This window comes from Flavobacterium mesophilum, assembly GCF_039581405.1.
In the GTDB taxonomy this organism is placed as follows: Bacteria; Bacteroidota; Bacteroidia; order Flavobacteriales; family Flavobacteriaceae; genus Flavobacterium.
Window position 1 is genome coordinate 68390 of record NZ_JBCPXZ010000004.1, and the last position, 13355, is coordinate 81744.

The window sequence follows — 13355 nt, forward strand, 5'->3', positions numbered from 1 at the left end:
GCGTTTGGAATTTGGAATTTAAAAATTGGAATTTAAAAAAGAATGAGCCATTTAGACGATATATTAAGATCACGTCGCGACACCCGACATTTTACCACCGATGAAGTTCCTGATGAAGTGATCCAAAAAGCTTTACAGGCTGGACATTGGGCGCCTTCTGTTGGACTGACTGACGCTACACGATATTATCTCATAAAATCCTCTGAAGTTAAAACAGCCATTAAAAACCTATTTTTAGATTATAATAAAAAAGCAGAATCACTTACCGACAATCCCAAACAAAAAGCACTTTACAAATCTTTGAAATTGGAGGCCATTGAAGAAGCACCAATCGGACTAATAATTGCCTACGACCGTTCAGTTTTGAATCAATTTACAATTGGAACTGTTGGCAGCAATGAAGCAGTAAAATTCAGCTCGGTTTGCGCGGCACAGAATATTTGGCTTTCGCTAACAGAGCAAGGTTACGGCATGGGCTGGGTTTCTATCTTAAATTATTATCAATTTAAGAAAATCCTTGATTTACCTGAAAACATTGAACCTCTTGGTTATTTCTGCATCGGGAAACCTGCAACAAATTATAACAATCAACCAATGTTGCAGCAATTGCATTGGAGGCAGAAATCAGAAGCACCAATTTGTACTGAAATTCAAAATATCAACGAAAACGCTATTTCAGAAATCAACACCAATTTTTCGTCACAACACAAAACTGCGGCCAATTTTGACAAACTACTGCAGGAAAAAATAGATTCAAAGACAAAACCAGTTGGCGCACTTGGCACTTTAGAAACAATTGCTTTTCAAATAGCGACCGTTTTCGAAACCTTAAATCCAAAAATCATAAATCCAAATATGGTTGTTTTTGCAGCCGATCACGGAATTGCAAATCATGGCGTAAGCGCTTATCCGCAAGATGTGACGCGACAAATGGTTACTAATTTTCTGGATGGAGGCGCTGCAATTAATGTTTTTTGCAAACAAAATGATATTCAATTATCAATTGTTGATGCTGGTGTCAATTATGACTTCCCTACAAATGCAAAATTGATTGATGCTAAAATTGCCAAAGGCACACAGTCTTTTCTACATGTGCCTGCCATGAGCGAATCCGAATTAAAATTATGTTTTGAAAAAGGAAAATCAATAGTTGAAAGTATTGCCAAAACAGGTTCAAATTGCATTGGTTTTGGTGAAATGGGAATTGGAAACACTTCAACCGCTTCGGTTTTGATAAGCATTTTAACTGGTTTTCCGATTGAAGAATGTATAGGAAAAGGTACAGGAGTTGCTGATGAAAAATTAATTCAGAAACATAATTTACTCAAAAAAGCAATCGAAAATTATTCCGGTCAAGCCGAATTAAAAGAACAATTAGCTTTCTTCGGAGGTTTTGAAATTATTCAAATGGCGAGTGGCATGCTAACAGCCTTTGAGCACAAAATGCTGATTTTAGTCGATGGATTTATTTGCAGCACGGCATTTTTAATTGCTTCAAAACTTAATCCTGCAATTATAAAAAATGTTGTTTTTTGCCATTGCTCTGCTGAAAATGCACATCAAAAACTGCTTCAGTACTTAAATGCAAAACCCATTTTAAATTTAGACTTGCGCCTGGGAGAAGGAACTGGCTGTGCAATTGCTTTTCCAATTTTGAAATCGGCTGAGGCATTTTTGAATGAAATGGCTAGTTTTGAAACTGCGGGAGTTAGCAGGAAATAATCCTCTATTTTTTAAAATAATTATGTTTCGTTATGATTTATTCTCATTTTTGTCATTTCGACGAAGGAGAAATCTTCGCATGGAACTCCACTCAGATAATTGCCAAACTATGTCGAGCTTCTAACGGAGATTTCTCCTTCGTCGAAATGACATACTAAATGGAAAATCAATATATAATGAAAAAAGAACTCCACATTTTCTTCACCTGTTTAATGTTTTACACCCGAATTCCTTGTCCAAAAAACATTACGCATCATCCTGATTATTTAAACAAAGCAACCCGATATTTCCCTTTAATTGGCTGGATTGTTGGGAGTATTTCATTTTCGGCTTTCTATATTTTTTCTTTATTTCTTTCAATTGAAAGTGCTGTGATTTTTGCGATTATCGCTTCGATTTTAGCGACAGGTGCATTTCACGAAGATGGTTTTGCGGATGTCTGCGACGGATTTGGTGGAGGTTGGACCAAAGAAAAAATCCTCTTAATTATGAAAGACAGTGCCATTGGAGCTTACGGGGCGATTGGATTGGTTTTGTTGTTTTTAGCTAAATTCAAATTGCTTTCAGAATCGATTCTTATTTTTAAAAATAATCACAACTATTTTTTATTATACTTATTTTTTATTTCAGTTCATTCTTTAAGCCGATTGAGTGCCATTAGTATTATTTTTACGCATGAATATTCTAGAGATGATGCAACTAGCAAAAGCAAGCCCATTGCAAAACAGCATACTTGGAAAGAAATTTTCGGATCTTTTTTCTTCGGATTACTTCCGTTGTTGGCACTCGCTTATTTTTCTTTTGAAATAAAAACACTTTTAATTGTTATTCCTGTTTTTTTGACTCGATATTTTTTGGCTCGCTATTTCCAAAAATGGATTGACGGTTATACTGGCGATTGTCTTGGCGCAACGCAACAAGTCTGTGAAGTTATTTTTTACTTAAGCCTTCTTTTTATATGGAAATTTATCTAGTTCGCCATACCGAAACTGTTTGCGAAAAAGGAATTTGCTATGGACAATCGGATGTAGATATTGCTGTTCCTTTTGATCAAATTTTTGATGAAATTGTTTCGCAATTGCCTCCAGAAGCAATTATTTATTCAAGTCCATTGAAGCGTTGTGTGACTTTGTCAAAACACATCCAAAACAACATCAAAACCATTTCGTATCACGAAGATGACCGTTTGAAAGAAATGAATTTTGGCGATTGGGAACTTAAAAATTGGAACGAAATTCCGCCCGAACAACTCAATCCGTGGATGGAAGATTTTGTGAATATTAAAGTTTCAAACGGAGAATCCTTTGTCGACTTACACTATCGTGTCGGTGATTTTTTGTTGAATCATATTTCAAAAAACATACAACATCCAATTGTTGTTGTGGCACATGCCGGAATCATCAGAAGCATCTTATGTCATCATACTTCATTGCCTTTAAAAGAAGCTTTTCAAAATAAAGTTGATTTTGGACAAGTCATTAAAATTGAGCTTTGACAAAGCTTTTGTTCAGAATTTGATCGAAAATGCAAAACAAATTTGAAAATTCCATAATTTTAACTTTATCTTTGCGCAAAATTAAGGTTGTGTTTTAATTTAAGAAAACACATTAAAAGGGAATCAAGTAAAATCTTGAGCTGTACCCGCAACTGTAAGCTTAGTTCTAAAAAGAATGCTTGTTGTAACTACAAATCCACTGTCACGCCTTGCGTGATGGGAAGGCAAACAACAAGACGCAAGCCAGGAGACCTGCCTTTGAAACAAAGATCGAACTCTCGGGAAAAAGAGTGTAGAAATTATGACTTTAAAAAAATATTTCGCTTTTAGTTTATTATTATTGTGCCAATTAATTTCGGCGCAGAAAGATTCTATTACCAGTTTAAAAGAAGTTTTAGTTTCTGATTCTAATCTTAAAAAATATTCTACTTCACAATCAGTTTTAAAACTCAATGATTCTGTCATCAATAAAAATGAGGCTTTATTGACCGATTTATTGAATTTCAACTCTACCATTTATTTCAAAGAATATGGTCGAGGCATGCTTTCGACAGTTGCCTTTAGAGGAACGACAGCTTCGCAGACCGCAGTGATTTGGAACGGAATCAACATCAATTCTCAAATGAATGGAAGTACCGATTTCAACACAATTTCTGGTGCCGATTATAATTCGATTAGTGTAAAAGCTGGTGGCGGAAGTGTCATTTACGGAAGTGGAGCGGTTGGCGGAACAGTCCATTTAAATAACGATTTGGCATTTTATAATCGTTTTGAGAATAATTTAAAACTTGATTATGGGAGTTTTAACACAATCGGAATCAATTATAAAACAAATATTTCCAATCAAAAATGGAGCGCACAAATTGGTTTTTCAAAAAACAGCTCAACCAACGATTATAAATATTTGAATCGATATACTTGGCAAGGCGAACAACGCTGGAATCAAAACGGCCAATACGACATTATCACGATGAGCGCGAATTTGGGTTATAAACTTAATGCTAAAAACAGCTTAAAATTATACACTCAAACATCGAATACGGACAGAAATACATCATTAGTAACAGAATCTGAAACCAAAAGCAAATACGTAAACGGCTTCAACAGAAATCTATTGGAATACGACGGAAATTACGGCAAGTTTACAGCCAATTTCAAAACAGCGTATATTTTTGAAAATTATCAATATTACGCAAACAACGCTTTCAATCAATATACTTACGGGAAAACAGAAAGCTTTATTACGAAAGCAGATTTAGGATACACGCTTTTCAAATCAACACAAGTAAACGGAATTTTAGATTACAATCGCACCAAAGGCTACGGAAGTGGTTTTGGCGATAATACGCGAGAAATTAGTTCTGCCGCTTTATTAGTTAAACAAGATTTTTCGAAGGATTGGAAAAATGAGTTTGGTATTAGAAAAGAGTTTACAGACAATTACAAATCGCCAGTTTTGTTCAATTTAGGTTCCTCTTATCAATTTGGAAAACTGTATAATTTGAAACTGAATTTATCTCGAAATTTCAGAATTCCGACTTTTAATGATTTGTACTGGGAAGAAGGCGGAAATCCAAATTTAAAACCCGAAAGCTCCTATCAAGCGGAAATTGGAAACGTTTTTACTTTCAAAAACATTTCGCTTACACAAACCATCTATTACATCAAAATCACTGATTTGCTACGTTGGGTTCCTGGAGCAAATGGAATTTGGACACCACAAAACACAGACAAAGTCAACAGCTATGGCGCTGAAACTTTGTTGAGCTGGAAAAAACAATACGGGAAGAATTATTTTGGAGCCAATGCAACTTATGCCTACACCGTTTCAAAAAATGTAGAAACTGAAAAACAACTCTTTTTTGTTCCCTTCAATAAAGTGACTGCTGGGGTTTCATATTCAAGAAGTCGAATTTCAGCTTACTATCAATTCCTTTACAACGGTTTTGTTTATACGCAAGCTGACAATGATCCAAATCAAATTGTTGATGCTTACACGGTTTCAAACATAGGAATTGATTATGATTTTAAACTTTTGAGTTCTTTCAAGCTTGGTTTTCAGGTTTTGAATCTTTGGAACGAAAATTATGAAAGTCTTGAAAACAGGCCGATGCCGGGAAGAAATTTTAATATGTACTTAAACCTTAAATTCTAAATATAATGAAATTAACTAGATTATTTTTATTAGCAATCAGCGTTTCGCTCTTTGTTTCTTGTTCTAATGATGATGATAATGATACTCCAAAAGGAGCTTATGATAATGGATTTTTCATCTTGAATGAAGGAAGTACTGGAGGTGGATCAGTTTCTTTTGCAAGTGACGATTTATCAAACTTTACTGCCGACGTTTATAAAACTGCAAATGCTGGTGATTTTGCAGGAGTATATCTTCAAAACATCTTTTTCAATGGCGATAATGCATATATCATCGCTGGTGGATCAAACGTAATTAATGTTGTAAACCGTTACACTTTTAAATTAGTTGCAAAAATTGATTCTGGTCTTGCAAACCCAAGATATGGTGTTGTAAAAGACGGAAAAGCATATGTAACAAATGCAAATACATATTCATACATCAATCCAGCTACTGGTGATACAGATGATTATGTTGCAATTATTGACTTAGCAACTAACAAATATGAGTCTAAAATCGACTTGAATGCTACAGCAAACAGAATTTTGTTAGAAAATGGCAAATTATACATCACAGAGCCTTATTCAAGCGATAAATTATTAGTTGTAAATCCTGCTACAAAAGCATTGGAAACACCTGTAACTGTTGGCTACAATGCTGATTCTATGGAAGTAAAAGACGGCATATTATACATCTTGAGAGGTCTTTCAGGTGCAAGCAGCGAAATTGTAAAAGTAAAACTTGCTGACAAGACAGCTTCAAAAATTACAATTCCACAAGCTCAAGGACGTGCTGGTTATCTAGACATTTACAATGACAAGATTTATTACACCGTAGGCAAAGCAGTTTACGCTATTAACGCAACAGCAACTGATGCCGCAACTACTCCAATCTTTACAGCAACGCTTTCAACTGGAGGTTCAATATATGGTTTCGCAGTAAACAATGATAAAATTTTTATTGCTGATGCAGGAGATTACGCTTCAAACAGCAAAGCTTACATCTACAACTTAAGTGGTGTATCGCAAAAAGAATTAACTGTTGGTATTGGGCCAAATGGTTTTTACTTCAACAATTAATAAATACCTATTTTTAAATTAGTTTTTGGATTTTTTTTGAAAAAAAGGCTTTCATTTCTGAAAGCCTTTTTTTTATTTTAAAGATCTTGTAAACTCTTTTGGAGCATTTTCCAAGTACATTTCATTTCGTATTCCGTTGATTTTTTTCGAATCGCTTATGTAAGGTAAATCAGGAGATCTGTCGGTTTGAACTTTTTTAGCTGTAGCTCCAGTAATTTTAGAAATTGCCAAATTCAATAACGGCTCAGAAGGATCCCCTAAAACACCGTAACTGCTAACATATTCTGGCTGAACATAAGTAGGAACTAATCCAGAAGTATAATCTCCAAAATCTAGCGAATTGGTAATTTTAAAAACCAATGGTTGCATTGCGTATTTATGATTTGGATTTACATTAGTTTTTGTAAAAGTTGGAGAATCGTAAACCGTAAATGACCCTACGTTTTTCCCAATCGTTGTTTCTCCAATCTGAATAACACTAATATATGGTTTCAATCCGTTAATAACCAATTCACTTGCAGATGCAGTATTACCCGTTGTTATAACATATATTTTTGGCAAATTCAAGCTATTTAGCGCTGTACCATCAATATTATTAACAAATCGCTGATTCAATGACTCTAAATCTTCTGTAGTCATCGTAGCCATTAATTTTAAGTTATATTGCTGTTTTGAAAACACTTTTCCATCAAATTGGCCTGTAATCATACTTGCCAAACGAGTTGAAGAACGCACAGAACCTCCTCCATTGTATCTTAAATCTAAAACTAAATCTGTCGCTCCTTGCGCTTTTAATTCCCCAAAAGCCTGATTTAGTTTAGTATCATATTCAGAATAAAATCCATTATACATTAAATAACCAATTTTATGCCCCCCAGTAGTGATTACTTTATTGATCAAAATCGGGTTTTCTTCTAAAACTGTTTTAGTCAAAGCAACAGATTTCCCATTCAATGTAAATGAAGAACCATTATAATCCGCAAGATTTAAAGTGTAACTGTCAGGAGTCAACAATAATGACTGATAATTAGAAACCGTAAGTTTTGTACCATTTACAGCCGTAAAAAAATCACCTCTTTTTATAGCTTTAGTTGAAGCATCAGAATTTGGAATAATGTAACGTACATAACCTACCACATCATTTGATCCATCAGAAACTCTGCTCAATTTAAAATCAACGCCATTATTTTTGGTAATTCCGTTAAGCTCTTGTTCCAAAACAGTATAATCGTCAACAATCCAGCTAAAACGGTCAATTGCCGTTGCAGGATACTTGCTTATTGGTTTATTTAGTAAATCTTGAAATAATTCTTCGGGATCTGAATATCCAGACAAGTAAGAGTTTAATTCAGCCTTCGTACTGAATCGATCATCTGCTAAATTTGGCACATCAGCCTGCCACAAATAAACTTCATTTAATCCGTGCCAGATAAAATCATTTACTTGCAAAGTTGCCGGAGACTCTACATCATCCTGGTCTTCACAGGACTGCAAAGCAAATGCCAGCAGAAAAATCAGCAATAAACTCCTTAAAATTGTTTTCATAATAATGCTTTTGGTAATCTATTAACGTAAAAATACTATCTTTAGTTTTAACAGACGCAAGTTTATTTCATTTTTTCTGTAATTTTTTTTGAAAGTGGCTGTAACAAAAATAATAGTGCCTCGTCTTGACTATATAAGCTAACGAATAACCAACCAATTTTATGAATCAGAATGTGTTTATAGAATTAATTAATCCTTTCAAAGACAAAGTTTTTCGTCTGGCAAAAAGATTGCTCACCAGCACCGAAGAGGCCGAAGATGCTACTCAGGAAGTGATGGCAAAATTATGGAACAAAAAAGACAATTTGGATTCCTATAATAATATCGAAGCAGTTGCCATGACCATGACAAAAAATTATTGTTTGGATCAATTGAAATCTAAAAGAGCAGGAAATCTCAAAATTGTGCACAACAATTTTACAGATCGAGAACCTCAGTTAGATCGAAAACTAGAAGATTCTGACAGCTTAGAATGGGTAGAAAAAATCATAAGTCAGCTGCCAGAGCAGCTCCAAATATTAATTCAGCTTCGCGATGTTGAACAATATGAATTTGATGAAATTGCGAAAATTGTCAACATGAATGAAACTGCTATCAGAGTAGCACTTTCAAGAGCGAGAAAAAAAATACGAGAATCAATGGTTAACACACACAGTTATGGAATTAGATAGAATAGAAAATATATTAGAAAAATACTTTCAGGGAGAAACCACTATTGCTGAAGAAAAAGAACTTAAAGAGTACTTTTCGTCTCCAAATGTTGCGCAGCATTTAGAGCAATATCAGCCAATGTTTGGTTATTTCTCTCAAGTAAAACAACAAAGATCAACACAAGAGATTCCGCTACAAACTAAAAAACGAAATGTGGCGTGGTTATCAATTGCAGCTTCGGCAGTTGTTTTACTAGGGATTGGTGCTTACTATTTTGCAGGCGAAAAAACTGCAGCTTCTGCAGTAGCACAATCAGAATTAGGAACCTATGACGATCCTGAAGAAGCGTTGAAAGCTACGCAAAAAGCTTTGGCATTATTATCAACACATGTTAATGTAGGCATTGAAAGTGTGCAATACATTAACGAATATGAACAATCAAAAAACAAAATCTTTAAACAGTAATTAAACACAAAAAAATAATCATGAAAAATTTCATTATAACCTTAGTATTCGCCTTTGTTACCACAACTTTTTACGCACAAGGCGCTTTTGACAAATTTGACGGTCAAGACGATGTAACTTCAGTAATTGTAAACAAAAAAATGTTCGATTTAATGAGCAAAGTAAAAGTTGATGCTTCGGATAAAGAAACGCAACAATACATTAATCTGATCAAAAAATTAGATTATTTAAAAGTGTTCACCACTAAAAATCCAAAAATTGAAGCTGATATGAAAGCTTCTGCGGACAAATACATCAAAACTGCTGGTTTAGAAGAATTAATGCGAGTAAACGACAGCGGTAAAAATGTTAGAATAATGGTAAAATCAGGCGCAACTGACTCTCAAATAAGAGAATTGCTGATGTTTGTTGATGGAGCAAAAACCGATGAAACAGTGTTGCTATCCTTGACTGGTAATTTTGACTTAAACGAGATTTCAGTATTGACAGACAAAATGCAACTTCCTGGCGGAAGCGACTTAAAAAAAGCCTCTAAAGGCAAAAAATAAGATGAAAGTTCGTGTTTTTACCTCAGCCCTTATACTATTGCTGACTTTGATAAGCTGCAATTCTGAACCATCGTTACAAAAATATTTTGTTGAACATAACGAAAAGAAGGATTTTATCGCAATTGATGTTTCGTCTAATATTTTGAATTTAGATAAAACAAATTTGACTGCCGAGCAAAACGAAGCTATAAAATCGTTTGACAAGATGAACATTTTAGCTTTTAAAGCAACAGATAAAAATCAAGCCGAATTTGAAACAGAACGCACAAAAGTAAATGCCATTTTAAAAGATCCAAAATATCAGCAATTGATGAAAGTGGGTTCTGGCAAAGACGGCGCTTCAGTAAGTTATGTTGGAACTGATGAAAACATCGAAGAGTTTGTCATTTTTGCCAACAGAAAGGAAAATGGTTTTGCAGTAGTACGTGTTTTAGGAAAAAACATGAACCCAAATAACATTATGACATTGATGTCAGTTATACAGAAATCAAACATCAATATGGAACAATTAAAGCCTTTGCAACAGCTGGTTAAATAATTAGAATTTTACTTTACAAAAGGCTCCAAATAACATTGGGGCTTTTTTTATATTTAAGCCTTCTTAAATTAATTCAAATGAATAAAAAATCAAAACTCGGGTGCTGGATAGTTATTTTAGGCATTGCAATGTTTTTTTTTGGTATAAGCCAATTCACTAGCCGAGAATCAGTTGGTCAGTTTAAAAAAACATTAGGAGAATTTTCATTTATATTATGGTTGCCCACAATCATAATTGGTGTACTTTTCACTATCCGTTTCAGAAAATAAAAAAGCTCCAATCTTCATTGGAGCTTTTTTTATGTTAGAGTCTGAGATTATTTACTCAAATACATTTTTCTTCTAGAGTACAATTCGTAGAATTGATCATCTTTCAAGTCATCAATAAACAAGATGCTTTCCCCTGTTGACTTCATTTCTGGCCCTAATGCTTTGTTTACATTCGGGAATTTGCTGAAAGAGAAAACTGGTTGTTTGATTGCAAATCCGTTTAATTGCGGATTGAAATCAAAATCTGTTACTTTATTGTGTCCTAACATTACTTTTGTAGCATAGTTTACGTAAGGCTCGCCATAAGCTTTTGCAATGAACGGAACCGTTCTAGAAGCTCTAGGATTTGCCTCGATAATGTAAACCGTATCATCTTTAATTGCGAATTGGATGTTGATTAATCCAACTGTTTTTAAAGCTCTAGCAATTTTATGCGTATGATCTTTAATTTGCTGCATTACAAATTCTCCTAAGTTGAAAGGAGGCAATGTTGCGTTACTATCTCCAGAGTGAACTCCGCAAGGCTCGATATGCTCCATAATTCCGATGATGTACACATTTCCATCAGCATCACAAATTGCATCAGCTTCAGCTTCGATTGCCCCAGCTAAGTAGTGATCTAGCAATAATTTGTTTCCTGGAATTGCTTTCAACAAATCGATAACATGTTCTTCAAGCTCTTTTTTGTTGATTACAATTTTCATTCCCTGACCTCCCAATACATAAGAAGGACGAATTAAAAGTGGGAAATCTAAAGTATCCGCTAATTTAGAAGCTTCATCTGCCGTTTCAGCGATTCCGAATCTTGGGAAAGGAATGTTTAACTCAGTTAATAAGTCAGAGAAACGCCCTCTATCTTCTGCTAAGTCAAGAGCATCAAAACTAGTTCCGATGATTTTCACTCCATATTTAGAAAGTTTATCTGCTAATTTAAGAGCAGTTTGTCCTCCTAATTGAACGATTACACCTTCTGGTTTTTCGTGTTGGATGATGTCATAAATATGCTCCCAGAAAACTGGCTCAAAGTATAATTTATCAGCTGTATCGAAATCCGTAGAAACTGTTTCAGGATTACAGTTAATCATGATCGTTTCGTAACCACATTCTTTAGCTGCTAAAACCCCGTGCACACAAGAGTAATCAAACTCGATTCCTTGTCCAATTCTGTTTGGACCAGAACCCAAAACGATTACTTTCTTTCTATCTGTATGAACACTTTCGTTCTCTACATAACGTTCTCCGTTAGCTTTTTCGATTTCTGCCTCAAAAGTTGAGTAGTAATAAGGTGTTTTTGCTTTAAACTCAGCCGCACACGTATCAACTAATTTGAACACACGGTTGATATTCATGTCCGTACGCAAAGTGTGAACTTCACTCTCTAGACAACTCATCATGTGAGCCAATTGTCTGTCAGCAAAACCTTTTTGCTTCGCTTCAAGCAACAATTCTTTAGGAAGATCAGAAACTTTGTATTTTGAGATTTCTTTTTCTAAAATATAAAGTTCTTCGTATTGTTTCAAGAACCACATATCGATTCTTGTAATTTCGTGAATTGTGCTCAATGGAATTCCCATCGCAATTGCGTCATAAATTACGAAAACACGATCCCAGCTTGCGTGAGTCAGTTTATCGATAATCATTTCATAATCTTTGTATCCTTTTCCGTCAGCACCTAAGCCATTTCTCTTAATCTCTAAAGATTGAGTTGCTTTGTGAAGTGCTTCTTGGAAAGAACGTCCAATTCCCATAACCTCACCTACAGATTTCATCTGAAGTCCTAAAGTTCTGTCTGAACCTTCAAATTTATCGAAGTTCCAACGTGGTATTTTTACGATTACATAATCTAACGTTGGTTCGAAAAGAGCTGAAGTAGATTTTGTAATTTGGTTTTGCAATTCATCTAAGTTGTATCCTAAAGCAAGTTTAGAAGCAATTTTCGCAATTGGATATCCAGTCGCTTTTGATGCTAAAGCAGAAGAACGAGACACACGAGGGTTGATTTCGATTGCTACGATATCTTCTTTTTCGTCTGGCGAAACTGCGAATTGTACGTTACATCCTCCCGCAAAGTTTCCGATACTTCTCATCATTAAGATTGCGTAGTCACGTAATTTTTGGAAAGTTGTATCCGATAATGTCATCGCTGGTGCCACTGTAATCGAATCTCCAGTATGGATTCCCATCGGGTCCATGTTTTCGATTGAACAGATAATTACAACGTTATCATTTTTATCTCTTAAAAGCTCTAACTCGTATTCTTTCCATCCCATCAAAGCTTTGTCGATCAAAACTTCGTGAATTGGAGAAGCTTCAAGTCCGCGTGTTAAAAGCTCATCAAAATCTTCTTTTTTGTATACCACAGCAGCTCCAGTTCCTCCAAGTGTAAACGAAGGACGAATTACAAGCGGGAAACCAAACTCTTGAGCAATTTCTTTTCCTTCTAAGTAAGAAGTAGCTGTTTTTGCAGGTGCAGTTGGTACATTAATTTTCTCTAAAAGCTGTTTAAATTGCTCTCTGTCTTCAGTAATATTAATTGCGTTAACATCAACACCGATTAATCTTACTCCGAAATCCTGCCAGATTCCTTTTTCTTCAGCTTCCAAACACAAGTTCAAAGCTGTTTGTCCTCCCATTGTTGGTAAAACAGCGTCAATTTGTGGATGTTCCTTCAGAATTTCAATAATCGATTTTGTAGTTAAAGGTTTCAAATAAATATGATCGGCCATAGATGGGTCGGTCATAATCGTTGCTGGGTTCGAGTTAATCAAGATAACCTCAATTCCTTCTTCACGAATCGAACGTGCAGATTGAGATCCCGCATAATCGAATTCGCAAGCTTGACCAATAACAATAGGTCCTGAACCTATTATTAAAACTGATTTTATTGATGTGTCTTTAGGCATTTTGTA

The 13355-nt window shown here is 34.9% G+C and carries 11 protein-coding genes and 1 riboswitch; of the genes, 9 read left to right on the forward strand and 2 right to left on the reverse strand.

Annotation, left to right across the window (positions count from 1 at the left end; translation table 11 throughout):
* Nucleotides 1-42: 42 nt before the first annotated feature.
* From cobT to AAYQ19_RS13555, 5 genes are all read left to right on the forward strand, one after another.
* On the forward strand, nucleotides 43-1722 hold the full coding sequence (cobT, locus tag AAYQ19_RS13535; RefSeq protein ID WP_343536936.1) for a nicotinate-nucleotide--dimethylbenzimidazole phosphoribosyltransferase: 1680 nt from the start codon (nucleotides 43-45) through the stop codon (nucleotides 1720-1722).
* 176 nt (nucleotides 1723-1898) lie between these two features.
* Nucleotides 1899-2696, forward strand: a complete 798-nt coding sequence (locus AAYQ19_RS13540; RefSeq protein WP_343536937.1) for an adenosylcobinamide-GDP ribazoletransferase — start codon at nucleotides 1899-1901, stop codon at nucleotides 2694-2696.
* A complete protein-coding gene (gene cobC, locus AAYQ19_RS13545) occupies nucleotides 2681-3217 on the forward strand; it encodes an alpha-ribazole phosphatase (protein ID WP_343536939.1) in 537 nt (178 codons plus the stop codon). Before AAYQ19_RS13540 ends, cobC begins: the two co-directional genes overlap by 16 nt.
* Nucleotides 3218-3284: 67 nt before the next feature.
* Nucleotides 3285-3491, forward strand: a riboswitch (cobalamin riboswitch).
* A gap of 27 nt (nucleotides 3492-3518) precedes the next feature.
* The gene (locus AAYQ19_RS13550; protein ID WP_343536940.1) at nucleotides 3519-5372 is read left to right on the forward strand and encodes a TonB-dependent receptor plug domain-containing protein; all 1854 of its coding nucleotides are present in this window, start codon (nucleotides 3519-3521) and stop codon (nucleotides 5370-5372) included.
* A 5-nt stretch (nucleotides 5373-5377) separates the two neighbouring features.
* On the forward strand, nucleotides 5378-6430 hold the full coding sequence (locus AAYQ19_RS13555) for a YncE family protein (protein WP_343536941.1): 1053 nt from the start codon (nucleotides 5378-5380) through the stop codon (nucleotides 6428-6430).
* Nucleotides 6431-6502: 72 nt separating this feature from the next.
* On the opposite strand, the gene AAYQ19_RS13560 is transcribed toward AAYQ19_RS13555, so the two are convergent.
* The gene (locus AAYQ19_RS13560; protein WP_343536943.1) at nucleotides 6503-7975 is read right to left on the reverse strand and encodes a GFO_1087 family putative carboxy terminal peptidase; all 1473 of its coding nucleotides are present in this window, start codon (nucleotides 7973-7975) and stop codon (nucleotides 6503-6505) included.
* A 161-nt stretch (nucleotides 7976-8136) separates the two neighbouring features.
* Between AAYQ19_RS13560 and AAYQ19_RS13565 the strand changes: the two genes are divergently transcribed.
* The 4 genes from AAYQ19_RS13565 to AAYQ19_RS13580 are packed head-to-tail and all read left to right on the forward strand — an operon-like array spanning nucleotide 8137 to nucleotide 10177.
* Nucleotides 8137-8646, forward strand: coding sequence for a GFO_1088 family ECF-type sigma factor (locus AAYQ19_RS13565; RefSeq protein WP_343536945.1), 510 nt, complete (start codon nucleotides 8137-8139; stop codon nucleotides 8644-8646).
* Nucleotides 8633-9091: a PG0215 family putative anti-sigma factor gene (locus tag AAYQ19_RS13570; RefSeq protein WP_343536947.1), complete on the forward strand. Its 459-nt coding sequence runs from the start codon at nucleotides 8633-8635 to the stop codon at nucleotides 9089-9091. The genes AAYQ19_RS13565 and AAYQ19_RS13570 overlap by 14 nt, the downstream gene beginning before the upstream one ends.
* Before the next feature lie 20 nt (nucleotides 9092-9111).
* Entirely contained in the window at nucleotides 9112-9639 is a 528-nt protein-coding gene (locus AAYQ19_RS13575; RefSeq protein WP_343536948.1) for a GFO_1090 family protein, read from the forward strand.
* A 1-nt stretch (nucleotide 9640) separates the two neighbouring features.
* Entirely contained in the window at nucleotides 9641-10177 is a 537-nt protein-coding gene (locus tag AAYQ19_RS13580) for a GFO_1091 family lipoprotein (RefSeq protein WP_343536949.1), read from the forward strand.
* Between the two features lie 316 nt (nucleotides 10178-10493).
* On the opposite strand, the gene carB is transcribed toward AAYQ19_RS13580, so the two are convergent.
* Entirely contained in the window at nucleotides 10494-13349 is a 2856-nt protein-coding gene (gene carB, locus AAYQ19_RS13585; RefSeq protein WP_343536951.1) for a carbamoyl-phosphate synthase large subunit, read from the reverse strand.
* Nucleotides 13350-13355 lie beyond the last annotated feature (6 nt).

What these genes read in the sequence shown, in the direction of transcription:
- AAYQ19_RS13555 (WP_343536941.1), top strand. Translation starts at nt 5,378, where the DNA reads ATGAAATTAACTAGATTATTTTTATTAGCAATCAGCGTTTCGCTCTTT.
- cobC (WP_343536939.1), top strand. Translation starts at nt 2,681, where the DNA reads ATGGAAATTTATCTAGTTCGCCATACCGAAACTGTTTGCGAAAAAGGA.
- carB (WP_343536951.1), bottom strand. Translation starts at nt 13,349, where the DNA reads ATGCCTAAAGACACATCAATAAAATCAGTTTTAATAATAGGTTCAGGA.
- AAYQ19_RS13560 (WP_343536943.1), bottom strand. Translation starts at nt 7,975, where the DNA reads ATGAAAACAATTTTAAGGAGTTTATTGCTGATTTTTCTGCTGGCATTT.
- cobT (WP_343536936.1), top strand. Translation starts at nt 43, where the DNA reads ATGAGCCATTTAGACGATATATTAAGATCACGTCGCGACACCCGACAT.
- AAYQ19_RS13565 (WP_343536945.1), top strand. Translation starts at nt 8,137, where the DNA reads ATGAATCAGAATGTGTTTATAGAATTAATTAATCCTTTCAAAGACAAA.
- AAYQ19_RS13575 (WP_343536948.1), top strand. Translation starts at nt 9,112, where the DNA reads ATGAAAAATTTCATTATAACCTTAGTATTCGCCTTTGTTACCACAACT.
- AAYQ19_RS13580 (WP_343536949.1), top strand. Translation starts at nt 9,641, where the DNA reads ATGAAAGTTCGTGTTTTTACCTCAGCCCTTATACTATTGCTGACTTTG.
- AAYQ19_RS13570 (WP_343536947.1), top strand. Translation starts at nt 8,633, where the DNA reads ATGGAATTAGATAGAATAGAAAATATATTAGAAAAATACTTTCAGGGA.
- AAYQ19_RS13540 (WP_343536937.1), top strand. Translation starts at nt 1,899, where the DNA reads ATGAAAAAAGAACTCCACATTTTCTTCACCTGTTTAATGTTTTACACC.
- AAYQ19_RS13550 (WP_343536940.1), top strand. Translation starts at nt 3,519, where the DNA reads ATGACTTTAAAAAAATATTTCGCTTTTAGTTTATTATTATTGTGCCAA.